The 24,249-nt window shown below is 70.9% G+C and carries 23 protein-coding genes and 1 tRNA gene; 13 read left to right on the top strand and 11 right to left on the bottom strand.

Annotated features, from left to right (window positions below):
- Positions 1–10 precede the first annotated feature (10 nt).
- Genes AB0M01_RS22890 through AB0M01_RS22880 form a run of 3 tightly spaced genes read left to right on the top strand, consistent with a single transcriptional unit; the run spans position 11 to position 4,675 of the window.
- A complete protein-coding gene (locus AB0M01_RS22890; RefSeq protein ID WP_363672609.1) occupies positions 11–1,312 on the top strand; it encodes an extracellular solute-binding protein in 1,302 nt (433 codons plus the stop codon).
- Positions 1,309–3,318 carry a hypothetical protein gene (locus tag AB0M01_RS22885; RefSeq protein WP_363672607.1) on the top strand — a complete coding sequence of 670 codons (2,010 nt, stop codon included), beginning with the start codon at positions 1,309–1,311 and terminating at the stop codon, positions 3,316–3,318. Before AB0M01_RS22890 ends, AB0M01_RS22885 begins: the two co-directional genes overlap by 4 nt.
- Positions 3,319–3,337: 19 nt before the next feature.
- Positions 3,338–4,675 (top strand): Gfo/Idh/MocA family oxidoreductase, encoded by a 1,338-nt coding sequence (locus AB0M01_RS22880; protein ID WP_363672605.1) that lies wholly within the window; start codon positions 3,338–3,340, stop codon positions 4,673–4,675.
- On the opposite strand, the gene AB0M01_RS22875 is transcribed toward AB0M01_RS22880, so the two are convergent.
- The 4 genes from AB0M01_RS22875 to orn form a co-directional block, all read right to left on the bottom strand.
- Entirely contained in the window at positions 4,631–5,134 is a 504-nt protein-coding gene (locus tag AB0M01_RS22875) for a hypothetical protein (protein WP_363672603.1), read from the bottom strand. The genes AB0M01_RS22880 and AB0M01_RS22875 overlap by 45 nt on opposite strands.
- Before the next feature lie 52 nt (positions 5,135–5,186).
- On the bottom strand, positions 5,187–6,008 hold the full coding sequence (locus tag AB0M01_RS22870; protein WP_363672601.1) for a DNA-formamidopyrimidine glycosylase family protein: 822 nt from the start codon (positions 6,006–6,008) through the stop codon (positions 5,187–5,189).
- Positions 6,009–6,246: 238 nt separating this feature from the next.
- Positions 6,247–6,319, bottom strand: a tRNA-His gene (locus AB0M01_RS22865).
- Between the two features lie 46 nt (positions 6,320–6,365).
- On the bottom strand, positions 6,366–6,974 hold the full coding sequence (gene orn, locus AB0M01_RS22860; protein WP_363672599.1) for an oligoribonuclease: 609 nt from the start codon (positions 6,972–6,974) through the stop codon (positions 6,366–6,368).
- Positions 6,975–7,058: 84 nt separating this feature from the next.
- On the opposite strand from orn, the gene AB0M01_RS22855 reads away from it, so the two are divergent.
- Positions 7,059–7,526, top strand: coding sequence for a GNAT family N-acetyltransferase (locus AB0M01_RS22855; protein WP_363672597.1), 468 nt, complete (start codon positions 7,059–7,061; stop codon positions 7,524–7,526).
- Here AB0M01_RS22855 and AB0M01_RS22850 read toward each other — a convergent pair.
- From AB0M01_RS22850 to AB0M01_RS22840, 3 genes are all read right to left on the bottom strand, one after another.
- Positions 7,523–8,299, bottom strand: a complete 777-nt coding sequence (locus tag AB0M01_RS22850; protein WP_363672595.1) for a maleylpyruvate isomerase family mycothiol-dependent enzyme — start codon at positions 8,297–8,299, stop codon at positions 7,523–7,525. The two genes, AB0M01_RS22855 and AB0M01_RS22850, sit on opposite strands and share 4 nt — an antisense overlap.
- A 147-nt stretch (positions 8,300–8,446) precedes the next feature.
- Positions 8,447–8,650, bottom strand: a complete 204-nt coding sequence (locus AB0M01_RS22845; protein ID WP_012919747.1) for a cold-shock protein — start codon at positions 8,648–8,650, stop codon at positions 8,447–8,449.
- Between the two features lie 219 nt (positions 8,651–8,869).
- Positions 8,870–10,312 carry an MFS transporter gene (locus tag AB0M01_RS22840; RefSeq protein ID WP_363672592.1) on the bottom strand — a complete coding sequence of 481 codons (1,443 nt, stop codon included), beginning with the start codon at positions 10,310–10,312 and terminating at the stop codon, positions 8,870–8,872.
- A gap of 50 nt (positions 10,313–10,362) precedes the next feature.
- Here AB0M01_RS22840 and AB0M01_RS22835 point away from each other — a divergent pair, with 50 nt between their 5' ends.
- Positions 10,363–10,800 carry a MarR family transcriptional regulator gene (locus AB0M01_RS22835; RefSeq protein ID WP_363672591.1) on the top strand — a complete coding sequence of 146 codons (438 nt, stop codon included), beginning with the start codon at positions 10,363–10,365 and terminating at the stop codon, positions 10,798–10,800.
- Between the two features lie 110 nt (positions 10,801–10,910).
- Complete coding sequence (locus tag AB0M01_RS22830; protein ID WP_363672589.1) at positions 10,911–12,302, top strand: FAD/NAD(P)-binding protein; 1,392 nt, start codon at positions 10,911–10,913, stop codon at positions 12,300–12,302.
- Here AB0M01_RS22830 and AB0M01_RS22825 read toward each other — a convergent pair.
- Positions 12,240–13,013 (bottom strand): hypothetical protein, encoded by a 774-nt coding sequence (locus AB0M01_RS22825; RefSeq protein WP_363672587.1) that lies wholly within the window; start codon positions 13,011–13,013, stop codon positions 12,240–12,242. The genes AB0M01_RS22830 and AB0M01_RS22825 overlap by 63 nt on opposite strands.
- 244 nt (positions 13,014–13,257) lie before the next feature.
- Here AB0M01_RS22825 and AB0M01_RS22820 point away from each other — a divergent pair, with 244 nt between their 5' ends.
- The 6 genes from AB0M01_RS22820 to AB0M01_RS22795 all read left to right on the top strand — a co-directional run bounded on the left by AB0M01_RS22820 (position 13,258) and on the right by AB0M01_RS22795 (position 19,021).
- Positions 13,258–14,073, top strand: coding sequence for a TIM barrel protein (locus AB0M01_RS22820; protein ID WP_363672585.1), 816 nt, complete (start codon positions 13,258–13,260; stop codon positions 14,071–14,073).
- 16 nt (positions 14,074–14,089) lie between these two features.
- On the top strand, positions 14,090–15,865 hold the full coding sequence (gcl, locus tag AB0M01_RS22815) for a glyoxylate carboligase (RefSeq protein WP_363672583.1): 1,776 nt from the start codon (positions 14,090–14,092) through the stop codon (positions 15,863–15,865).
- Between the two features lie 12 nt (positions 15,866–15,877).
- On the top strand, positions 15,878–16,942 hold the full coding sequence (locus AB0M01_RS22810; protein WP_363672581.1) for a 2-dehydropantoate 2-reductase: 1,065 nt from the start codon (positions 15,878–15,880) through the stop codon (positions 16,940–16,942).
- Between the two features lie 202 nt (positions 16,943–17,144).
- Entirely contained in the window at positions 17,145–17,954 is an 810-nt protein-coding gene (locus AB0M01_RS22805; protein WP_363672579.1) for a class I SAM-dependent methyltransferase, read from the top strand.
- Positions 17,955–18,314 (top strand): metalloregulator ArsR/SmtB family transcription factor, encoded by a 360-nt coding sequence (locus AB0M01_RS22800; RefSeq protein ID WP_363672577.1) that lies wholly within the window; start codon positions 17,955–17,957, stop codon positions 18,312–18,314.
- Complete coding sequence (locus AB0M01_RS22795) at positions 18,311–19,021, top strand: cation transporter (RefSeq protein WP_363672575.1); 711 nt, start codon at positions 18,311–18,313, stop codon at positions 19,019–19,021. Before AB0M01_RS22800 ends, AB0M01_RS22795 begins: the two co-directional genes overlap by 4 nt.
- 53 nt (positions 19,022–19,074) lie before the next feature.
- Here AB0M01_RS22795 and AB0M01_RS22790 read toward each other — a convergent pair whose 3' ends face one another.
- From AB0M01_RS22790 to sucC, 3 genes are read right to left on the bottom strand one after another with little or no spacing between them, the layout of a single operon-like run.
- A complete protein-coding gene (locus AB0M01_RS22790; RefSeq protein ID WP_363672573.1) occupies positions 19,075–19,959 on the bottom strand; it encodes a 2-hydroxy-3-oxopropionate reductase in 885 nt (294 codons plus the stop codon).
- Between the two features lie 12 nt (positions 19,960–19,971).
- The gene (gene sucD, locus AB0M01_RS22785) at positions 19,972–20,865 is read right to left on the bottom strand and encodes a succinate--CoA ligase subunit alpha (protein WP_363672571.1); all 894 of its coding nucleotides are present in this window, start codon (positions 20,863–20,865) and stop codon (positions 19,972–19,974) included.
- A gap of 14 nt (positions 20,866–20,879) precedes the next feature.
- A complete protein-coding gene (sucC, locus tag AB0M01_RS22780) occupies positions 20,880–22,034 on the bottom strand; it encodes an ADP-forming succinate--CoA ligase subunit beta (RefSeq protein WP_363672569.1) in 1,155 nt (384 codons plus the stop codon).
- Between the two features lie 153 nt (positions 22,035–22,187).
- Here sucC and AB0M01_RS22775 point away from each other — a divergent pair, with 153 nt between their 5' ends.
- Positions 22,188–23,579 (top strand): OFA family MFS transporter, encoded by a 1,392-nt coding sequence (locus AB0M01_RS22775; RefSeq protein ID WP_363672567.1) that lies wholly within the window; start codon positions 22,188–22,190, stop codon positions 23,577–23,579.
- The last annotated feature ends 670 nt before the right edge of the window (positions 23,580–24,249 follow it).

Raw genomic sequence — 24,249 nt, 5'->3', positions numbered from 1 at the left:
GACCACGCTCATGAAGTACTCGTCGTACCGGCGGATCGCCGCGCTCGGTCTGGCCGGACTGCTCCTCGCGCTGCCGGGCTGCGGCGGCGACTCCGGCGCAGCTTCGGACGACCCGAACGCTCCCGTCACGCTGCGGTTCTCCTGGTGGGGCAACCAGGACCGCGCCGCGCTCACCCAGAAGGCGATCGACGCGTTCCAGACCGCCAACCCCGGGATCACCGTCAAGCCGGAGTACGGCGACTTCAACGGGTACTTCGACAAGCTCGCGACCAGCGTCGCGGCCAACGACGCGCCGGACGTGATCACGCTCGGCGGCGCGTACCCGCGGGAGTACGGCGACCGCGGTGCGCTGCTCGACCTGGCCGAGGTCAAGGACACGCTGAAGACCGACAAGATCGACCAGGCGTCGCTGTCGAACGGGAACTTCGGCGACAAGCAGTACGGCGTACCGACCGGCGTGAACGCGTACGGCGTGGTGGTGAACCCCAAGGTGTTCAAGGCCGCCGGTGTCGCCCTGCCCGACGACAGCACCTGGACCTGGGAGGACTTCGCGCGGATCGCCGAGGAGCTCGCGAAGAAGTCGCCGAAGGGCACCTACGGCGCGGAGGACCCGACCAGCGCCGACGTGCTCGACCTGTACGCCCGGCAGCGCGGCGAGTCGCTCTACACCGCTGACGGCAAGGTCGGGATCAGCGAAGGGACGCTGACCGACTGGTTCACGATGACGACCAAGCTGCGCGACTCCGGCGGTACGCCGCCGGCCGCGGTGACGTCGGAGCTGGTCGGCCAGCCGGCGCCGGAGCAGAGCCTGATGGGTCGCGGCTTGGCCGGGATGCAGCTGGACTGGACGAACCAGCTCGGCTCGTTGCGGAAGGCATCGGGTTCGGAGCTGCAGCTGCTCCGGGCGCCGGGTGAGGGCGCGGCGACCAAGCCCGGGATGTGGCTGCAGGCCTCGCAGATCTACACGATCAGCGCGCGGACCAAGCACCAGGAGGCCGCGGCGAAGCTGGTGAACTTCCTCGTGAACGACCCCGCCGCGGGCAAGATCACCCTGGCCAACCGCGGTATCCCGGCGAACTCCGAGGTGCTCGCCGCGGTCAAGCCGGCGCTGCCGAAGGACGAGGCCGCGTCGGCCGACTTCATCGCGGCGATCGCGCCGAAGGTCGGGCCGGCGCTGATCATCGGGCCGACCGGGTCGACCGAGAGCATCAAGATCCTGGACCGGACCAACGCTGAGGTGCTGTTCGACCGGCAGACCCCGGCCCAGGGTGCGCAGCGGTTCCTGGAGGAGCTCGGGGCGGCGATTCGGTGATCGACCGCCGGGCGCTGGTCAGCCGGTACGACGTCGAGGTGGCGGGCGTCGTACCGGAGGCACCGCTGTCGGTGGGCAACGGGGAGCTGTGCTTCACCGTGGACTCGACCGGGCTGCAGACCTGGCCCGAGCGCTACCCGGTCGCGCCCCGAACCGACGGCGAGCCGACCGGCAGCCTGCTCGGGACGCTGTCGCAGTGGGGCTGGCACAGCTTTCCGGGCGCCCACGACCTCAGCGAGACGCGGCGCGAGTACGCGACGCCGAAGGGCCCGGTGCCGTACGTCGATCTCGGCGCGGAGATGGATCTCGCGACGACGGACGAGCCGCAGCAGACCGCGGCCGAGGAGTGGTTGCGGGCGAACCCGCACCGGCTCGAGCTCGGGCAGATCGGGTTCGTGCTGCCGGGGGAGGCGACCCAGCCCCGGCAGCGGCTGGACCTGTGGGGCGGGGTGATCGACAGTGCGTTCGTGGTCGACGGGCACGGCGTACGGGTGCGGACGCTGTGCGCGCCGGACGAGGACGTGATCGCGGTCCGGGTGGAGTCGACGGCACGGCTCGGGGTGCGGCTGGCGTTCCCGTACGGGTCGGGGGCCTGGGGCAACGGTGCGGACTGGGAGCGGCCCGGGGCGCACACGACGACGGTGCACGAGGTCGATGGCGGCTGGCAGCTGGAACGGCGGCTGGACGGGACGCGGTACTGGGTGACGGTCGGGGCCGAGGACGCGCGGCTGGAGCAGATCGGGACGCACGAGTTCTTGCTCAGGGCAACGGCTGAGGTGCTGGAGCTGCGGGTCGGGTTCTCCGGGGAGCAGCGGGAGGTGCCGGCGGGGTTCGCGGCACTGGAGGTCGAGTGCAGGGAGTCGTGGGCGAGGTTTTGGGAGTCCGGCGCTGCGGTTGAGTTGCAGGGGGACGCCCGCGCGGCGGAGATCGAGCGGCGGGTGGTGCTCTCGCAGTACCTGACCGCGATCAACTGCGCGGGCTCACTGCCGCCGCAGGAGACCGGGCTGCTGTGCAACAGCTGGCGCGGGCGGTTCCACCTGGAGATGCACTGGTGGCACGGCGCGCACTTCGCCTTGTGGGGGAGACCGGAGCTGCTCGAACGCAGCCTGGGCTGGTACGAGCGGATCTTGCCGGTGGCGCGGGAGACCGCGCGGCTGCAGGGGTACGCCGGGGTGCGGTGGCCGAAGCAGGTCGCGCCCGACGGGCGGGAGAGCCCGAGCAGCATCGGGCCGTTCCTGGTGTGGCAGCAGCCGCATCCGATCTACCTGGCCGAGCTGGTCCGGCGTACGGGGTCGGTGGATGCGGTGGAGCGGTACGGCAGGGTCGTGCTGGAGAGCGCCGAGTTCATGGCGTCGTACGCCGTGAAAACGCCGCGCGGTTATCAGTTGGGACCGCCGCTGATCCCGGCGCAGGAGTCGTACTCCGCGATCCGCGGCGAGTTGGTGAACCCGACGTTCGAGCTGGCGTACTGGCGATGGGCGCTGTTGGTCGCGCAGGAGTGGCGAGCGGGCCTCGGGCTGTCGCCGGAGCCGCGCTGGGCCGAGGTGGCCGACGGGCTGGTGCCCGCGCCGGTCGAGGACGGCTGCTACGCGGCGATCGAGGGCGAGACGATCCGCGCCGACCATCCGTCGATGCTGTACGCGCTCGGGCTGGTCCCTGACACCGGGTACGTCGACCGTGCCACGATGCGGCGCACGCTGGACGGCGTACTGGCTGACTGGGACTGGGAGAGCACCTGGGGCTGGGACTACCCGGCGATCGCGATGACCGCGGCGCGGCTCGGCGAGCCCGAGCTGGCGGTCGACGCGTTGTTGCTCAAGGCCACCAAGAACGACGTGCTCGCGAACGGGCACAACCGGCAGACCCCGTCGCTGCCGGTCTACCTCCCGGGCAACGGCGGCCTGCTCGCCGCCGTCGCCTTGATGGCGGCGGGGGCCGACGGCGCCGCCCCGGCGTTCCCCCGCGACTGGACCGTCCGGCACGAAGGACTGCACCGCTCACCCTGAAGCCAATCCAAGGAGACTCGTGAACAACCGCCGCTACGCCCTGGTCGGGACCGGTTCGCGCGCCGGCATGTACGTCGGCGCCCTCACCTCGACGTACGCCGATGTCGGCACGCTCGTGGCCTGGTGCGACACCAACCCGACGCGGATGAAGTACTACGACGAGGTGGTGACCGCAGCGGGCGGCACCGCGCCACCGCACTACGGGCCGGACGACTTCGCGCGGCTGCTCGACGAGCAGCGGCCGGAGGTCGTGATCGTCACCTCGCCGGATGCGACCCACCACCGGTACGCCGTCGCGGCGCTCGAAGCGGGCTGCGACGTGGTCGTCGAGAAGCCGCTGACGACGGCGCTCGACCCGGCCCAGGAGATCGTCGCCGCGGTCGAGGGATCTTCGGGCGACCTCGTGGTGACCTTCAACTACCGCTACTCACCTCGCAACAGCGAGTTCCGCCGCCTGATCGCCGACGGTGCGATCGGCAAGGTGACGTCGATCCACTTCGAGTGGGCGCTGGACACCGTGCACGGCGCCGACTACTTCCGCCGCTGGCACCGCCGCAAGGAGATCTCCGGCGGGCTGCTCGTGCACAAGTCCAGCCACCACTTCGACCTGGTCAACTGGTGGCTGGCCGACGTACCCGAGGTGGTGACTGCTGCTGGTGGGTTGCGCTTCTACGGCGACAAGAACGCCGCCGAGCGCGGGCTCACGGATCGTCCGGTGCGGTCGGCGGGATCGCCGGGGCTGACGACCGATCCGTTCGCGCTCGACCTGGCGGCGGACGACAAGCTGCGTGCGCTGTACCTGGACGCGGAGGGCGACGACGGGTACATCCGCGACCAGGACGTGTTCAGCCCGGGGATCAGCATCGAGGACAACATGGGGCTGCTCGTCACCTATCGCTCCGGCGCGATCCTCACGTACTCGCTGAACGCGCACGCGCCGTGGGAGGGCTACCGGGTGTCGGTCAACGGCACCGAGGGCCGGCTGGAGCTGGAGGTCGTGGAACGCAGCTTCGTCGACAGCGTCGCGGCGGCGGTGGACCCGAGCGTCAACCCCGACGACCCTACCACCGGCGGTACGGCGAACCCGCGGCCGGCGGGCGAACGCATCCTGCTGCAGCGGCACTGGGAGCAGGCGCAGGAGATCGAGATCCCGCAGGGCGAGGGCGCGCACGGCGGCGGCGACAACCAGTTGCTGGACGACGTGTTCCGTCCGACCGGTACGCCGGACCCGCTGGAGCGGCGCGCCGGCTACCGCGACGGTCTGCGCAGTGTCGCGGTGGGGATCGCGGCGAACCAGTCGCTGGAGTCCGGGCTACCGGTGAGCATCAAGGACTTCGGACTGCCGCTGGACCGATGAGCTGCCGAGCGCCTGCTGGTAGCCGCCGGCGGTGCGCGTCCAGAGCACGCCGTTGATGACCAGCGACCGGTTGCCCACCGGCTTGGCCGCGGTGGCGAGCACAGGTTTGCGCTGCCACTCGCAACCGGCCCAGGCCTGCTGAGTGACCCGCAGCGCGACAGCACCAGGCCCCTCCGCGTACGTCGAAGCGCGGAGGGCCTGGGTGCACCCGACCGGCGTGGCGACGATGAGAACGACCTGCCGCTTGTCGGCGACTACCGGTCGTACTTCGTACACCCGAACAGCGCTGGTCTGCGGAGGAGCAGCCTGTGTCACGGGCGGCGGAGCAGGCGCGGGCTCAGGTTCGGAGGACCCGAAGACCTTGGAGAGCACGAAGACCGTGAAAGAGAGCAGCCCGATCAGGAAGGTCACCACCACAGCGACCCCGTAGACGAACCACACGCTCCCTGACGACTTCATCCCGGCGATCCTCTCAAACCCACCAGCTCAAATCCCGCTCAAACACGGAAGTTCAGCGGTCCGGGAGTGCTTGCTCGACCGAGCACCACCAACTGGTTCGCCCGCCAACGGTGCCGGTGGTCATCGGTGCGTGGTCGCGCGGGCAGGTACCACCCACCCGCCGCCAGGGAACGATCGTCAGCGTGTGCACCCCTCCACCACGAAAGGCAGCGGCGATCGTGGCCCGGACCGACCGCAACAGCTTGGTGACCTGAGCGGACGACAGATCCCGGACATTCGTCCCCGGATGCAGCCTCGCCCGCCACAACGCCTCGTCGGCGAGCAGGTTCCCGATCCCCGCGATCCGGTGCTGGTCGAGCAGCCGCGCTTTGACAGGAGTCGAACCCCCGCTGCTCAAGGCCGCCCGAAACTGGTCCGGCGTCATCGTCTGCGCATCCGGCCCGAGCTCACCCACCGGCGGATCCAGCCTGACCCGCCCCAACCGCCGAGGATCGACCAGCATCAACCGCCCACCATCCTCGAAGCCCAGCGTGAACCGAGCCCACGAGTAGTCCCCAACCTCCCGCCGCCCCTCCCAGTAGTCCCCACCGTCGATCTCGGCGCCGTCAGCATCGGCCACCACGATCTTCCCCGACATCCCAAGATGAATGCCGAGGCTGATCGTGCTCGAGCCCCCGCGGACTTCGCACCACATGCTCTTGCCCTGCCGCCGCGCGTTCAGCAGAACCCCACCGACCAGCGCATCCCGAATCTCCCCCGGCCGATGCGGCCGGCACACGAACGAGTCACTGTCGTCGACCTCGACGATCCGCCGCCCCAGACCATGCTTCTCGATCACCGACCGAGCCGACTCGACCTCAACAAGCTCAGGCACGCCCCCACCGTACCGTCGCCCCCACCACAGTCAGGCAACAACGAAAGGGGAGGAACAAAGCCGAGCGAAGCGAAGGCAAACCCACAGCGCACCCCAGCCACAGCAGCCGAGCGAAGCGAAGGCCCAGGGGGTGCGGGTGGCGAAGCCCCCGCCCCGCGCCGAGCGAAGCGAAGGCGCACAACATGCCGAAGGCGACCCGGTCCGCGCTTTCCGCGGACACAGATCGCCTTCGCCTGAGGGTGAGTGACGGGACTCGAACCCGCGGCCACCTGGACCACAACCAGGTGCTCTACCAGCTGAGCTACACCCACCATTGCCGCTTCAACTGCAGCGGCTGGGTAAGCATACCGACGATGGTCAGTTGTCGGAAATCGGGGTGCTGACCAGGCTCGCGGCTGCTCTCGCGGTGTCGCTGTCGGGGCCGGGTTGGGGCACGAAAACGGTCTGCCGGTAGTACCGCAGCTCGGAGATCGACTCGGTGATGTCGGCCAGTGCGCGGTGGTTGCCGTTCTTGGCCGGCGTCGCGTAGTAGACCCGCGGGTACCAGCGCCGGACCAGTTCCTTGATGGAGCTGACGTCGACGTTGCGATAGTGCAGGTGCGACTCGACCTTGGGCATGTCGCGGACCAGGAAGGTCCGGTCGGTGCCGACGGAGTTGCCGGCCAGGGCGGCTTTGCGCGGCTCCTTGACGTACCCGCTGATGAACTCGAGCACCTGCTGCTCGGCGTCGGCGAGCGGGATGCCGTGCGGCAGTTCCTCGAGCAGGCCGGACGCGGTGTGCATGTCGCGGACGAAGTCGCCCATCTGGTCGAGGGCTTGCTGCGGCGGCGCGATCACCACGTCGATGCCGTCGCCGAGGACGTTGAGTTCGTAGTCGGTGACGAGTACGGCGACCTCGATCAAGGCGTCGTTCGCCAGGTCGAGGCCGGTCATCTCGCAGTCGATCCACACCAGCCGGTCGTTCATGGGAGCCCACCTTACGGCGAGGGGGTCCGTGCGTCGCGCCCGGCAGCCGATTCACCCGGGCGTGGCGGCCCGTACGGTGGGCTGATGATCGCGACGAGGTTCACGACTGCCCGGCTGGAGCTGCTGCCGCTGGAGGTCCGGTACGCCGAGGAGATGGCGGCGGTGCTGTCCGCGCCGGAGCTCTACGAGTTCACCGGCGGGGAGGCCCCGTCGGTGAACTTGCTGACCGAGCGCTACCGGCGCCAGGTCGCCGGGCCGGGCCGCCCAGGGGAGTACTGGCTGAACTGGGTGATCAGTCTGGACGGCGTACTGGTCGGCTTCGTGCAGGCGACGGTGACGGACGTCGCCGAGGTCGCCTGGGTGGTCGGGAAGCAGTGGCACCGGCAGGGGATCGCGCGGGAGGCCGCGGTCGGGCTGGTGCGGTGGCTGGGCGACCGTACGGTGATCGCGCACGTGCATCCCGAGCACAAGGCGTCACAAGCCGTCGCTGCGGCAGCGGGCCTGCACAAGACCGATCAGGTGGAGGATGGCGAGGAGCGCTGGACCACCTAGCCGGTGACCCAGTCCATGTGGTCGATCCACAGGTCGAGCAGCGCGCGGTCGCCGTGCACCTCCAGTTGCGGAGCCTCGGCGAGCGGGCGGCGCCGGCTCAGCACCAGCAGCAGGTCGGCGGCCGGACCGCGAACGGCGACGTCGGCCTTCAGGTGGGTGCGTTCGAGTGCGACCCGGTCCTGCTCGCGCCGGGCCACCCACTCCCCGGTGGCGTCGGTCGCGTGGAAGTGCAGGGTCTCGCCGTTGCCGCGCATCGCGTCGGCGAAGCCGGGCCGGTGCTCCCAGTAGCCCTGCGAGGTCATCGTGTCGAGCCAGTCCTCGATCGCCCCGACGGCGTACTCCGGCTGCAGCTCGTACGTCGTACCGAGCGCCGATGCCGCGTCCGCCCGGTGCACGCAGGCCTCGCCGAACAGGCGGCGCGACCAGAACTGCACCCCTGCGTCGCCGCCGGACGGATCCCAGACCGGCGTCTGTTCGGTGACCGATGCGAACGCTCGCTGGGCCGCGGCGGCGCTCTCGTTGAGCCAGTCGCGCCAGGCGGCGGGGTCGGTCGGCCCGGGGGTGTAGCTGGCGAAGGCCGGGCCCGGATCCATCATCCGCTCGCCGACGAGCTTCGCGATCTCCCGCTGGGTCGAGCCGACGTGGTCGACCAGCTCGGTCAGCGTCCACTCCGGGCAGGTCGGGACCCGCGCGGAGCCGTCAGCGCCGTCCACCCAGTCGGCGAACGTGGCCGTCTGCTCGACGACTCCGGACAAGTAAGCCTGCGAGTCCATAGCGGTACCTCCGACTGCCGGTGACGTTGCCGGTCAGCCTTGCACGTGGTGAGGCCAGGACGCGGGGGAGTCGCCGCTCCGTTCAGCCCAGGAAACGGAACAGGCCCGCGCCGACGAATCGGTGCGGGCCTGCTACGTACTGGGGGTTCAGACGGGGCGAACGTTCTCCGCCTGCGGGCCCTTCGGGCCCTGCGCCAGGTCGAACTCGACCTTCTGGTTCTCGTCGAGGGTCCGGAAGCCGTCCGTCGCGATCGCCGAGTAGTGCACGAACACGTCGGCGCCGCCGCCGTCCTGCGAGATGAAGCCGAAGCCCTTTTCGCCGTTGAACCACTTCACTGTTCCGCTGGCCATGATCTGCTCCTTTGGTGGGGCGGGTATCAGGTCCGGCGGTCGCCGGCACCTGGGTTGCCGAACGAGCCCTCCCACCCGGACCGTGGCCCGGAAATGAGAAAACGCCCTGCGGATCACATCTCCCGCGGGCGTTTCAAGAACGAACGTGGAACTGCAAAACTGCAACCGGCGGAAACGGTAGCACGAAATCACTGCGAGTACAGAGAACCGCCGCAGCGGCTACCAGGAGCCACGGTGGTCGGGGACCATGAACGCGAACGGGATGATCAGCACCAGCACCGCCGCGAACACCACGAAGCTGTGCGCCTGGGCGATCCCCGGTGTGGCCGCGTGCGACAGGATCGCCGTGGTCACGGAGACCGCGATGATCCCGCCGGACTGCCGGAACATCCCGCGCAGCCCGGCGATCGCCGAGATCTGGTCCGGTGCGAGCTGCAGCGACGCGTTGTTCGACGCCGGGATCGACAGCCCCATCCCGATGCCGGTCACGGCGGCGGCCGCGGCCAGCCACCCGTACGGCGTGAGGCCGTGCGGCGCCAGCGACATGATCGTCATCCCGCCGGCGACCAGCAGGAACCCGCCGATCATCGGCGCCCGGTAGCCGGTCCGCCGTAACGCGAACACCGCGAGCCCGGCGACGCAGATCATCCCGACGGCCCTTGCCGTGAGCAACGTTCCGGCCTGGAGCGGCTGGATCCCGTAGCGGGCTTCGGCGTACAGGGGGACCAGGGCGCCGAAGCCGAGCACGGCAGCGCCGTACAGGAGGTTGATCGCGTTCATCACGGCGAAGCCGCGGCCGCGCAGCAGTTGGACCGGGATGAACGGGTTCGCGGCCCGGTTGGCGTGCCGGACGAAGAGGAAGCCGAAGACGAGCGCGAGCACCTCGGAGGCGATGAACAGCGGGTCGGTCGGGGACGCGCCGCCGCTGCCGAGCGAGCTGATGCCGTACATACCGAGCAGGATGGTCAGGGCCAGGAAGGCCGCGCCGACCAGGTCGATCCGGGCCGCCTTCTTCGGGGCGCTGTGCGGGACGAACTTCCAGGCCAGCAGGATCAGCAGGACGCCGGCCGGGACGTTGACCAGGAAGATCTCCCGCCACGACCAGTAGGTGACGATCACGCCGCCGATGATCGGGCCGAGGATGCCGCCGATCGGGAAGATCGAGGTGAACATGCCGACCGCGCGGTCCCGGTCGCGGCCGAACTGCTCGGCCACGATGCCGGTCGCGGTCGGCATGAACGCGCCGCCGCCGATCGCCTGGAAGGCCCGGAAGACGACCAGCAGGTAGATGTTGTCGGCCAGGCTGCAGGCCAGCGACGCGAGCGTGAACAGGACGGCGGCGCCGAGGAAGATCTTCTTCCGGCCGAACTGGTCGCCGAGCCGGCCGGCCACCGGCATCACCAGGATCTGGCCGAGCGCGTAGATGGTGATCGTCCAGCCCGACCAGTTCAGCTGGGCGCCGAGGTCGCGCTGGATCGCGATCAGCGCGGTGGCCACGATGGTCTGGTCGATCGAGGCCATCAGCAGCGCGATCGAGACGATCGGGAACACGATCCAGCGCTTCGGCGACGGCTCGTCCCCGCCGAGAACCGGCGGCTCGGTGACCGTGGTCGGCCCGTCGGTGGCAGGGCGGCTGCTGGCTGGGAGACTCTGGGGTTCCATCAGCAGCCAGAGTACATTGCTTGCCAGCAGGCAATAAAGGGGTAGAGACGATGTTCGACACCGAGACGTTGAACAAGCTGCGCGGCGTGATCTCGCGGCTGGCGCGCGAGCTCAACGCCACGGCCACCGACGAGGGCCTGACGCCGACCCAGGCGTCGGTGCTCGGCCTGATCGCGTTCCGCGGCCCGCTCGGCCTGACCGAGCTGGCCCAGCTGGAGGGGCTGAACCCGACGATGGTCTCCCGGGTGATCGGGCGGCTGACCGAGCTCGGGCTGATCCAGCGCGACCCGAACCCGGCGGACCTGCGGGCGATCCAGGTCGAGGCGACCGATCAGGGGCGGGAGCTGCAGCAGCGGATCAAGTTGCTGCGGACTGAGGCGATCGGCAAGTGCCTCGACCAGCTGCCGGAGGAGTCGGCGCGGACGATCATCGACGCGCTGCCGGCGCTGGAGGAGCTCGCGCTCGCCCTGCGCTCGACGCACGGTTGACCGTCGGTCACGGGCTGTCGCGTGGCTGGCGGCCGGGCCGGGGATCGGCTACTTTCGACTATTAACTCTAGTGAATAACTAGAGTTTGACACCTGTGGGGGGTGGGTCGGATGGCGATGGTCGCGGTGATCGGCGCGGGGGCGGCCGGGATGCTGACGGCGGCACGGTTGCTGGATGCGGCCGGCGGCCGGGCGTTGCGGATCGTGCTGATCGATCCGGGCCGCGGTCGCGGCCCGGCGTACTCGACGGACGACGGGCGGCACCTGCTGAACGTCCCGGCGGCCGGGATGAGCGCGCTGCCGGACGCGCCGGACGACTTCGTCGACTGGTTGCGCGAGCGCGTCGACCCGGAGATCAAGCCGTCGAGCTTCGTCGCGCGCGGCCGGTACGGCGACTACCTGGCCGATCACCTCGCGGACTGCGAGCGGCGGTCGTCGGCGGTGCTCGAGCGCCGGTACGGCCGGGTCGTTGCGGTCGACCACACCGGGCGCCGGGAGGTGACCGTGCGGTTGGACACCGGTGAGGTGCTGGTCGCGAGTGCGGCGGTGCTGGCGACCGGTACGGCGCCCGGCGTCGCCTGGGCGCCCGCTGGGTTGGTGGCGTCGGAGCGGTTCGTGGGTGACCCGTGGGCGCCGGGTGCGCTGGACGCTTTGCCGGAGTCCGACGTGCTGCTGGTCGGTACCGGGCTGACGATGGTCGACGTCGTGCTGTCGCTGGATCGCCCGAGCCGCAGCGTGCACGCGGTGTCCCGGCACGGCGTCGTACCGGCGGTGCACCGGTCGGAGAAGACGCCGCCGGTCGCGGCTGAGCTGACCGGGGATCTGCAGGCGTTGCGGACCGGTGTGCTGCGGCACGTAGTAAAGACAGCACGGCGTACTGGTGACTGGCGGGCCGCGATCGACGGGCTGCGGCCGATCACCGCGCAGCTGTGGAAAAGCCTGTCCGACGACGACAAGGCCGAATTCCTGCGGACCGACGCGCGGACCTGGGACGTGCACCGGCACCGAATGGCGCCGATCACCGCGGAGCGGCTGGCGGCGGTGCGCGAGTCCGGGCGGCTGTGCCTGCACCGCGGCGAGGTGGTCACGGCCGAGGACACCGGCGACGCAGTCCGCGTGCTGCTCAGCGACGGTACGGCGATGACCGTCGGCGCCGTGGTCAACTGCACCGGCCCGGTCGGCGACCCGTCAGCTGACCCGCTGCTGGCGACCTTGCTGGCCGGCGGACTCGCTCGCACCGGCCCAGCCGGTCTCGGCCTCGACACCGCCGACGACGGACGCGTGCTCGGGGCAACGGGTCGGCGAGCGCCGCTGTGGACCCTCGGCGCGCTGCGCCGCGGTGCGCTGTGGGAGTCGACGGCGATGCCGGAGATCCGCTGCCAGGCGGCCGAGGTGGCGCGGGCGGTCGTTGACTGTATCTACCGGCCAGCTGCGCGGCGGCTACCGCCTGATCACGAGACGGCCGGTGGTCCGGCGTACGTCGTACTGGTCGGGGGTGGCTGACCAGGTACGGCAGCAGCCGGAGCGGCCGCACTCGCAGGTGAAGTCGAACGCGGGGACGTCGGCGAGGTTGATGTCGGCGGCCCAGAGGCGGAGTTGGCGGCAGGTGGCGAGGTTCTCGATCTCGCGTTGCCGGGCCAGGTCCTCGCCCGGTGCGAGGCGGGGGAGCTTGTCGAGCTGGGCCCGTACGGCGGTGGTGATCGAGGGCCAGTCGGGCTCGGCAGGTACCTCGATCACCGCCCGGCCGTGCAGCGCCGCCTCGTCGCGGACCCGCTGGGCCAGCACCGCGTCGCGAGCGAGCAGACCTTCGAGGCGGGCCGCCGCCTCCGGATCCTCGACGCGGGCGAGGCGAGCCTCCCGGGCTCGCCGTGTCTGCTCGGCGTCGGGCAGGAGCCAGACGGCGGCCGGGACGTCAGCGGCCATCGACGGGAAGAGCTGAGGGCCTTCGACCAGAGCAGGTACGCCGCTGAGGCCGCGGGCCCGGACGTCCTCGACGGCGAGCGCGAGGCGGGTCCGCGCGATCCGGACGAACGCGTCAGCGGCGGCTTCGGGGCCGTCGGCGAGGTCGAGGTCGAGCGGACGGACCGGTGCCATCCGGCCGGCGTGGTCGTAGGTCCACCGGTCGATCGGGTGCAGCGGAAGGTCGAGCGAGCAGGCCAGGGTGCGGGCGATCGTCGACTTGCCGGCGCCCGGGGCGCCGCCGATCCACGCCATCGGGGCCCTCGGTCCGGCCGGCGGTGGCGCGGTCGTTCGGTCGCGTCTGCCCTGTGGTGCAAGGGGATCGGGAGTGGCTTCCATTCGTCGCATCCTGCCAGCCGAACGGGCGAGCGCTTTCCAAATCCCTTGGTAGGCAAGGCCTATCGGATGACGCCAAATGTGACCTTGGTCATGCCTTGACCGCCCTCAGGGCTCGGCCTACTGTATGCGGTATACACGAGCCCCTCCGAAAGGCGGGACCATGCAGACTGCTCTGCCCAAGTTCTCCGTGAACTGCTCGATCCTGTTCACCGAACTGCCTTTGCTGCAAAGACCTGCGGCTGCCCGCAAGGCCGGCTTCGAAGCGGTCGAGTTCTGGTGGCCGTTCGACTCCGCGCTGCCGGGCGACGCCGAGGTGGACGCGTTCGAACGCGCGATCCTGGAGGCCGACGTCCAGCTCACCGGGCTGAACTTCGCCGCCGGCGACATGCCCGGTGGCGATCGCGGCCTGGTGTCGTGGCCGCAACGATCGCTGGAGTTCCGCGACAACATCGCGGTCACCCTGGGGATCGGCGAACGCCTCGGCTGCCAAGCGTTCAACGCGCTGTACGGCAACCGGGTCGAGGGGTTCGCGCCCCAGGCCCAGGACGAGCTCGCCGCCGAGAACCTCGCGCTGGCCGCCACCGCGGCCGGTTCCTTCGGTGCGACCGTGCTGGTCGAACCGGTCAGCGGCGCCGAGCGCTACCCGCTGCTGACCGCGGCCGACGCGATCGCGGTGATCGACCGCGTGGTCAGCGAGTCCGGTGTCACGAGCATCGGGCTGCTGGCCGACCTGTACCACCTGACCGTCAACGGGGACGACGTGTCCAAGGCGATCACGACGTACGCCGACCGGATCGCGCACGTGCAGATCGCGGACGCCCCCGGACGCAACGAGCCCGGGACCGGCACGATCCCGATCGATCAGCACCTCGCCGAGCTGGCCGACGCCGGCTACGGCGGCTGGATCGGCTTGGAGTACAAGCCGTCCGGCGCGACCGCCGACAGTTTCGGCTGGCTGACCGACCGATCGTCCTGACCGACAAGGAGCTGGCATGCCACGAATGACTGCCGCCCGCGCGGCGGTGGAGATCCTCCGGCGCGAAGGCGTCTCCCACCTGTTCGGCCTTCCCGGCGCCGCCATCAACCCGTTCTACGCCGCCGTCCGGGCCCAGGGCGAGCTGAAGCACGTGCTGGCCCGGCACGTCGAGGGCGCCTCGCACATGGCCGAGGGCTACACCCGCGCGAAGGCCGGGAACATCGGTGTCTGCGTCGGGACCTCCGGCCCGGCCGGGACCGACATGATCACCGGGCTGTACTCGGCCTCGGCCGACTCGATCCCGATCCTGTGCATCACCGGCCAGGCGCCGGTGGCCAAGCTGCACAAGGAGGACTTCCAGGCGATCGACGTACCGTCCATCGCCGCCACCGTGACCAAGATGGCGGTCACGGTGCTGGAGGCGGCCCAGGTCCCGGGCACCTTCCAGAAGGCGTTCCAGGTGATGCGCAGCGGGCGTCCCGGCCCGGTGCTCATCGACCTGCCGCTGGACGTCCAGCTCACCGAGATCGACTTCGACCCCGAGCTGTACGTCCCGCTGCCGATCGCGACGCCGCGCGCCAGCGTCGCCCAGGCGGAGAAGGTGCTCGACCTGCTGGCGGAGGCCGAGCACCCGCTGATCGTGGCCGGCGGCGGGATCGTGAACGCCGACGCGGCCGAGCTGCTGGTCGAGTTCGCCGAGCTGCACGGCGTACCGGTGGTGCCGACGCTGATGGGCTGGGGCACGATCCCCGACGACCACCGGCTGATGGCCGGCATGGTCGGCCTGCAGACCTCGCACCGGTACGGCAACCAGACGCTGCTCGCCTCCGACCTGGTCGTCGGCATCGGCAACCGCTGGGCGAACCGGCACACCGGCGGCCTGGACGTCTACCGCGGCGAGCGCAAGTTCGTCCACATCGACGTCGAGCCGACCCAGATCGGCCGGGTCTTCGCGCCCGACCTTGGCATCGTGTCGGACGCCAAGGCCGCGCTGGAGACGCTGATCCACGTCACCCGGGAGCGGATGGCCGCGGGCGCGCTGCCGGACCGGTCGCAGTGGGCCGCGGAGTGCCGCGAGCGCAAGCGCACGCTGGTACGCCGTACCGACTTCGACGACGTCCCGGTGAAGCCGCAACGCGTCTACCAGGAGATGAACAGTGCCTTCGGACCGGACGTCCGCTACGTCTCCACGATCGGGCTGTCGCAGATCCAGGCCGCCCAGATGCTGCACGTCTACCGGCCCCGGCACTGGATCAACGCCGGCCAGGCGGGTCCGCTCGGCTGGACCGGACCGGCGGCGCTCGGCGTCGCGGTCGCGGACCCGGATGCGACGGTCGTGGCGCTGTCGGGCGACTACGACTTCCAGTTCCTGATCGAGGAGCTCGCGGTCGGCGCCCAGTTCAAGGTGCCCTACATCCACGTGGTGGTGAACAACGCCTACCTCGGGCTGATCCGGCAGGCCCAGCGCGGGCTGGACATGGACTTCTGCGTCCAGCTCTCGTTCGACAACATCAACACCCCCGAGCTCGGTGGGTACGGCGTCGACCACGTCAAGGTGGCCGAGGGCCTGGGCTGCAAGGCGCTGCGGGTGTTCGAGCCCGACGGCATCGGCCCGGCGCTGGAGGAGGCCAAGAAGCTGATGGTCGAGCACGAGGTGCCGGTGGTCGTCGAGGTGATCCTGGAACGCGTCACGAACGTTGCCATGGGCACCGAGCTGGACAACGTCGTCGAGTTCGACGAGCTGGACGGTGTGGTCAACCCGATCCCGACGGCCTCCGGCCTACGAGACTGAAGGAGGGACCCGATGAGAGTCGCAGTTCTCGGCGCCGGAGCGATCGGCGCGTACGTCGGCGCGGCCCTGCACCGCGGTGGGACGGAGGTCCACCTCGTTGCCCGGGGCGCCCATCTCGACGCGATCCGGAAGAACGGCGTGCAGGTGCACAGCCCGCGCGGTGACTGGGTCGCCAAGACCCCGGCCACCGACGACCCGAACGAGATCGGCCCGGTCGACTTCGTCTTCCTGGGCCTGAAGGCCAACTCCTACGCGACCAGCGGGCCGCTGCTGGAACCGCTGCTGCACGACAAGACCGCGGTGATCGCGGCCCAGAACGGCATCCCGTGGTGGTACTTCCACGGGCTGGCCGGCCCCTACGAGGGGCACCGGATCGAGTCGGTTGACCCGGGTGGTGAGGTGACCCGGGTCATCCAGCTCGAACGCGCGATCGGCTGCGTCGTGTACTGCTCGACCGAGCTCGACGGGCCGGGCGTCGTCCGGCACCTGGAGGGCACCCGGTTCTCGATCGGGGAGCCGGCCGGCGGGCAGAGCGAGCGCTGCCTGGAGTTCAGCGAGGCGATGGTCGCGGGCGGGCTGAAGTGCCCGGTCGAGAACGACGTCCGCAACGACATCTGGATCAAGCTGCTCGGCAACGCCGCCTTCAACCCGATCAGCGCGCTGGCCCGGGCCACCATGGTCGAGATCGCCACCCACCAGGGCACCCGCGCGATGGTCCGGCTGATGATGGAGGAGTCGCTGGAGATCGCTCGCGCGGTCGGCTGTGAACCCGACATCTCGGTCGACAAGCGGATCGACGGCGCCGAACGGGTCGGCGAGCACAAGACGTCGATGCTGCAGGACCTGGAGAAGGACAAGCCGCTCGAGCTCGACGTGATCCTCGCCGCGGTGGTCGAGCTGGCCGACCTGACCGGGACCAAGGCGCCGACGCTGCGTGCGGTCCACGCCGTCGCCGATCTGCTGGCCAGCAAGGTCGGGACGTCCACCGAGAAAGTCGCGCACGCGCCGACGTCAGGCCGGATCCCCGGCTCGGTGGCGCCGGCCGCGGTGGCGCCGTCGGCGACACCCACCCCCTGACCAGGAGGGTCCGGAGGCGAGCCCTGCCGACAGCCCTCCGGGCCCACCTGTTCCACCCGCTGCGCCCGAAGGACTCCGCGAGGTCTTTCGGGCGCAGTGTCTCGCCGTGACCAGTAGGACCAGTGGTCTCTTGAGCAGCCCACTGGTCTTGCTGGTCCTGCCGTAGGGTCGAGCTGGAATCTCACGTCGCAAAGGAGCGAGCATGAGCCTGGACCAGCAGACCTCGGGAAGGTCGCCCGACGGCAGCGCGGGGGACGCCGACTACGGGCGGATCGGCGCCGACTACACCACCTACCGCCGACCCGAGCCGCGGATCGCGGCGGCGATCCGGGACGCGCTGGGGCCGGTCCGGACGGTGCTGAACGTCGGCGCCGGTGCTGGTTCGTACGAGCCGACCGACCTGGACCTGGTCGCGGTGGAGCCCTCGGCGCAGATGCGGGCCCAGCGACCGGCCGGGCTGGTCGAGGCGATCGACGCGACCGCCGAGCAACTGCCCTTCGCCGACAACGCGTTCGATGGCGCGATGGCGACGTTCACGGTCCACCAGTGGCGCGATCTCGCGGCCGGCCTGGCCGAGGTCCGCCGGGTGACGGCCGGCCCGGTCGTCGTGCTGACCTGCGACCCGACGCTGCTGAAGCGGTTCTGGCTGTACGAGTACGCGCCGGAGGCGATCGAGACCGAGGCCCGGCGCTACCCGCCGATCGAGACCGTCACCGCGGCGCTCGGCGGCGGGCAGGCGTTCGGCGTACCGATTCCGCTGGACTGTTCGGACGGGTTCGGCGAGGCGTACTACGGCCGCCCGGAGCGGCTGCTCGATCCCGGCGCCCGGCAGGCCAACTCCGCCTGGAGCTTCGTCGCGCCCGAGGTGCACGAGCGCTTCACCGAGCACCTCGGCCGCGACCTCGCCGACGGGACCTGGGACACGCGACACGGGCACCTGCGTGACCAGCAGCACTTCGACGGATCGCTGGTGATGATCGTCTCGCCGGGAGATCTGATCTATCATCGCTGAATGGCGATGACAGAGCTGAAGGTCGATGAGACGATCGGGCTGGCCGCGGCGGCCTGTCTGTTCAACGGGTTCAGCGACGGCTCCCGGCTGGCGATCGTGCGGCACCTGGCCGCCGGCGAGCAGCGGGTCGTCGACCTGACCGAGCAGCTCGGCCTCGCCCAGTCGACCGTGTCGAAACATCTCGCGTGCCTGCGGGACTGCGGGCTCGTGGAGTCCCGCCCGCAGGGCCGGGCGTCGCTGTTCAGCCTGACGCACCCCGAGGCGACGATGGAGCTCCTGGCCGCGGCCGAGACGCTGCTCGCGCTGACCGGGGACGCGGTGGCGCTCTGCCCGGTCTACGGGATCGAGGCGCAGAAGTGAGCGAGCCGCTGCAGATCAGCACCACCTGGATCGCCGACGCCGACGAGCGCCGCCGGCTCGGCCGCCGCGCGCAGCTGCTGGCCGCCGCGTCGGTCACGTACAACGTGGTCGAGGCCGTGGTCGCGATCACCGCCGGCCTGGTCGCCGGGTCGGTCGCGCTGGTCGGCTTCGGGCTCGACTCGGTCGTCGAGGTCTCCAGCGGCCTGATCATCCTGTGGCAGTTCCGGCACCGGCTCCCCGAGACCCGGGAGCGGCAGGCGCTGCGGCTGCTCGCGTTCTCGTTCTTCGGCCTCGCGGCGTACGTCGGGTTCGAGTCGGTGCGCAGCCTGATCGTGGGGTCGGACCCCGAGGCGTCACCGGTCGGGATCGGGATCGCCGTCGCGTCGCTGATCGTGATGCCGTTCCTGTCCTGGGCGCAACGGCGTACCGGCAAAGCCCTCGGGTCGAACGCGGTTGTTGCCGACAGCACCCAAACGCTGCTCTGCACGTACCTGTCCGCGGTGCTGCTGATCGGGCTGGTGCTGAACGCGACCCTCGGCTGGAGCTGGGCTGACCCGGTCGCGGGCCTGATCATCGCGGGTGTCGCGGTGCGTGAGGGAATCGAGGCCTGGCAAGGCAAGGGCTGCTGCTCGCCGATCGCGGGCGGAACGACAGCAGCCGCCGGCTGCACCTGCGCTGAGGGCGCGTGCACCGACGGCTGCTGCTGACGCTGAAGGACCGCCGGCGGGCGAGCTGGCTTTCCCCCGCCGGCGGCCTGGTGTCAGGTGTTGCGTCCTGACAGTTCCTCGACCACCTTCAGCAGTGCTGAGTGGTCGAGAGATCCGTGACCCATGGCGCGGGCCGCGGAAACCAGCTGGGCGACCAGGCCGGTCACCGGAAGGGCGACACCGGCCGCCCGGGCGGCGGACTGGGCGATCCCCATGTCCTTGTGGTGCAGGTCGATCCGGAACCCCGGAGCGAACTCGCGGGCCAGCATCGACGACGCCTTCAGGTCGAGGATCCGGTTGCCGGCCAGGCCACCGGCCAGCACCTCGAGGCCGCGCTCGCCGTCCACACCGGATGCCTCCAGCAGCACGATCGCCTCGCTGACCAGCGCGATGGTTCCGGCCACCAGCAGCTGGTTGGCCGCCTTCACGGTCTGGCCCGCGCCATGACCGCCGACGTGCACGATGGTCCGGCCGAGGTCCTCGAGCACCGGCTTGGCCTCGGCGAACACCTCGTCGTCACCGCCGACCATGATCGACAGCGACGCCTTGATCGCGCCCTGCTCGCCACCACTGACCGGCGCGTCCAGGACCCGTACGCCGCGCTCGGCGCCGGCCTTGGCGACCTCCAGCGAGGTCTCCGGCGCGATCGACGACATGTCGATCAGCAGCACCCCCGGCTGCGCCGACTCCAGTACGCCGCCCGGCCCGAGCACCACCTCGGCGACCTGCGGCGAGTCCGGCAGCATCGTGATCACGACCTCCGCCCCGGCGACCGCCTCGGCGATCGTCGGCGCGGGCTTGCCGCCGGCCTGCAGCAGCTTGTCGACCGAGGCCGGGACCACGTCGTACCCGGTGACGTCGTGCCCGGCGCCGACCAGGTTCGCCGCCATGTGCGACCCCATGATGCCGAGGCCGATGAATCCGATCTTCTTCGCCATCGGTTCGTCCTCTCAGACCGGGTTGAGGCTCTGCTCGAGCGCGGCCCGCATCAGCCGGGCGGTCTCCGACGGCGTCTTGCCGACCTTGACCCCGACCGCCTCGAGCGCCTCCTGCTTGGCGGCCGCCGTACCGGAGGAGCCGGAGACGATCGCGCCGGCGTGGCCCATCGTCTTGCCCTCGGGTGCGGTGAAGCCCGCGACGTAGCCGACCACCGGCTTGGTCACGTACTCGGCGATGAAGGCCGCGGCCCGCTCCTCGGCGTCGCCGCCGATCTCGCCGATCATCACGATCGCCTCGGTGTCGGGGTCGTCCTGGAAGGCCCGCAGCGCGTCGATGTGGGTGGTGCCGATGATCGGGTCGCCGCCGATCCCGATCGCGGTGGTGAAGCCGTACTCGCGCAGCTCGTACATCATCTGGTACGTCAGCGTGCCGGACTTCGAGACCAGGCCGATCCGGCCGGGGCCGGCGATGTCGGCCGGGATGATGCCGGCGTTGGCCAGGCCGGGGCTGATCAGGCCGGGGGAGTTCGGGCCGATGATCCGGGTCCCGTTCGCCTCGGCGTGCGCGAAGAACGCGGCGGTGTCGTGCACCGGGACGCCCTCGGTGATCACCACGACCAGCTCCAGGCCGGCGTCGACGGCCTCGATCACCGCGCCCTTGACGAACCGCGGCGGCACGAACACCACCGACACGTCGGCGCCGGTGGCCTTCACGGCGTCGGCGCAGGACCCGTAGACCGGGATCGACCGCTTGGCGAAGTCGACCGACTGGCCGCCCTTGCCCGGCGTCACGCCGCCGACGATGTTGGTGCCCGCGCCGAGCATCCGGGAGGTGTGCTTCTGCCCCTCGGCGCCGGTCATGCCCTGCACGATGACCTTGCTCTTGTCGGTCAGGAAGATCGCCATCTGTCCAGCTCCTCTCAGGCCTGCGCGGCCAGCTCGGCGGCGCGGTCGGCGGCACCGTCCATGGTGTCCACCACCGTCACCAGCGGGTGGTTCGCCTTGGCGAGGATCTTGCGGCCCTCGTCCACGTTGTTGCCGTCGAGCCGGACCACCAGCGGCTTGTTCGCCGCGGGGCCGAGCAGCTCGAGCGCCTGCACGATGCCGTTGGAGACCGCGTCGCAGGCGGTGATGCCGCCGAAGACGTTCACGAACACGCTCTTCACCTGGGCGTCGCCGAGGATGATGCCGAGTCCGTTGGCCATCACCTCGGCGCTCGCGCCACCCCCGATGTCCAGGAAGTTCGCGGGCTTCACGCCGCCGTGCGCCGCACCGGCGTACGCGACGACGTCGAGGGTGGACATCACCAGCCCGGCGCCGTTGCCGATGATCCCGACCTCGCCGTCGAGCTTGACGTAGTTGAGGCCCTTCTCCTGGGCGGCGGCCTCCAGCGGGTCGGCCGCGGCCTTGTCCTCGAAGGCGGCGTGGTCCGGGTGCCGGTAGCCGGCGTTCTCGTCCAGCGTCACCTTGCCGTCCAGCGCCTCCAGCCGCCCGTCGCCGAGCTTGACCAGCGGGTTCACCTCGACCAGCGAGGCGTCCTCGGCGATGAACACCGTCCAGAGCGTCTTGACCACCTCGGCCGCGCCCTCGGGGAAGCCGGCCGCGGCGACGATCTCGGCGGCCTTCGCGTCGTCGACACCGACTGCCGGGTCGATCGCGATCTTGGCGATCGCGTCCGGGTTGGTGTGCGCGACCTCCTCGATCTCGACGCCGCCCTCGGTGCTGGCGATGCACAGGTAGCCGCGGTTGGCCCGGTCGACCAGGAACGAGAGGTAGTACTCCTCGGCGATGTCGGCCGCCGGGGCGAGCAGCACCCGCCGGACGGTGTGGCCCTTGATGTCCATCCCGAGGATGTCCTGGGCCCGGGCGGTCGCCTCGGCGGGGTCGGCGGCCAGCTTGACGCCACCGGCCTTGCCGCGGCCGCCGGCCTTCACCTGCGCCTTGACCACCACCCGGCCGCCGAGCGCCTCGGCCGCTGCGGCCGCGTCGGCGGCGTCCTCGACCACCCGGCCGAGAGTGACCGGCACCGCGTGCCGGGCGAAGAGTTCTTTGGCTTGGTACTCCATCAGGTCCACGGGGGGTAGTCCTCTCCTCACGCACGCTGCTGACTCGTTCTGGCGACTGTATGCTGTATGCAAGCTCACATTCAAGGGCCCGTGGGTCTGGACAAGAGGTAGCGGAGAGGAGTACCAAAGTTCCATACGGTATGCAGTAGTCAGGAGGCGATCATGAACGACGCGACCACCAGTACGCCTCCCCGGGACGTTCGGGACGTGTACGGCCGCCGGTACCGGATCGGCGAGGACGCCCGGGAGCTGACCGGGCACTCCCGCCGCTGGCAGTTGTGGGCCGCGTGGGCCTGTATGGCGGCGATCAGTCCACTGCAGTACTCGTTCGGCTCGGCCGCCCTCGGCCTCGACGCCGGACGGGCCTGGGGCACCGTCCAGACGATGTGGCTGCTGGCCGTCTTCGTCGCTTTCCAAGCCCTCGTCGCCGTCCCGGCCGCCTGGTTGCAGCGCGTACGCCGGGTGACGCCGACCCAGCTGGTCGTCCTCGGCGGGTTCCTCGCCGCGGTCGGCCTGGTGACGCTGGCCCACGTCGGCAGCTACGCCGGCGCGGTCCTCGGGTACGCCGTCGTCGGCGGCGCCGGCGCCGGGCTCGTCTACTCCGCGTGCATCACCACCGCGGCCCGCTGGTTCCCCGACCGGCGGACGTCGACGATCGGGTTCGTCACCGGCGGCTTCGCCGTCGGCGCGGTACCGAGCATCCTGCTGCTGACGCTCTTCGACACCAGCGGCGGCCAGCGCTACGTGTTCGACCTGACCGCGGTGGTCGCGCTGCTGATCGTGATGACCGCGGGCGGCCTGCTCAAGGACCCGCCGCGGCACTGGTGGCCGGCCGAGATCGACGCCCAGGCCTGGGCCGTCGACCGGCGGCTGAACCGGAGCATCCCGAACAACCTGCCGGCCGTGCGCTACTACCGCCCGGGCGAGGCGATGCGGACCGGCGCGCTGCCGCTGATGTGGCTGACGCTGGCGGTCAGTACGGCGCTGTCGCTGTTCGGCATCGCGTTCGTGGTCAGCTACGCGACCGAGGCCCGGCTCGGGACGGCGGTCGCCGGACTGGCCGCCGGAATGCTTGCCGCAGTCAACGGTCTCGGGCGGTCCACGGCCGGGACGCTGTCCGACCGGTTCGGCCGGCGGCGGGTGCTGGCCGCCGTACTGATGGTCGAGGGCTTCACCCACGTCGGCCTGGTGCTGGCGGGGGAGGCCGGGTTGGGCGTCGTGTTCGTGCTGTGCGCGATGTTCGCCGGGCTCGGCGGCGGCGCCTTCTACGCGATCATGGCGAACCTGGTGCTGGAGTTCTTCGGCGAGAACAGCTTGCTGCAGAACCAGTCCATCCTGTACAGCGCCAAGGCCGTCGGTGGCCTGGTCGGTGTCGGTGTCGCCGCGACCCTGGTGGCGACGGTCGGCTACCGCCCGGTCTTCCTGGCCGCGGGCCTGCTCGGGGTGGTCACCGCCGTCATCGTCCGCTTCCTGAAGCAACCCGGACGACCAGCGTTGTCGGTGAGCTCCCACCTCGGTACGCCGGTCGCCGGCGCGATCCGGCCCGGCGAGTGAGCCGGCCGGACGCGGGCGGAGTGCGCTCGGCCGCGGCGCAGCCGCGAGACGCCGGGGGCGAACCTCCCGCCCCCACCGGGGCGTCGTCCGGCGCCGAGTACGCGTGGGTGCGTCCCGCTGAGCCCTGCGTGCTCGAGCTCGTCTCCAAGCTGGCGCGCGAACCCTGGACGGACCGGCCGACTTGCGTGCATCCGGTCCTCGGGTCGGTCGCGCGGGCTGTGCACGACCACTGCAGCCCGCGCGGCCGGCAGGCTTTGTTGCCGCTGGCCCCCTTGTTCCTGGACACCGCGCGGCCGGGCTTCGACCTGTCCGCGCGGCTGGTGGCGCTCTGCGTGTCGAGTGCGCTGTCCGGGCCGGGGGAGATGGCGGGGGACGAGCGCTCGCGTCTGCAGAACGCGCAGGAGACTGCGTGCTACCTACTGGCCGACCGGGCGGGTCCTCCGCCCGCCGGGCCGGCCCGCTGGTGGTTACCCGCGCTGGACCGGCTGAAGCTCAGCGAGCCGTTCTACCGGACCGTGGTGGCCACCGAGCATGCCGCGGAGGCAGTCGTGGGGGGGGGGGCGGGGGGGGGCGTGGGTGGGGGGGGGAGGTGGGGGGCGTCGTCGGTGGGCCCCCCGTGGGGGGGGGGGACCCACGGGCTCTGCCGGCTGTCCGGCGTACCGGACCGGGC

It is taken from the genome of Kribbella sp. NPDC051770, from assembly GCF_040681455.1.
Taxonomy (GTDB): Bacteria; Actinomycetota; Actinomycetes; order Propionibacteriales; family Kribbellaceae; genus Kribbella.
The sequence above is the reverse complement of the archived record's forward strand: the minus strand, read 5'-3'. Positions and strand labels throughout refer to the sequence as shown.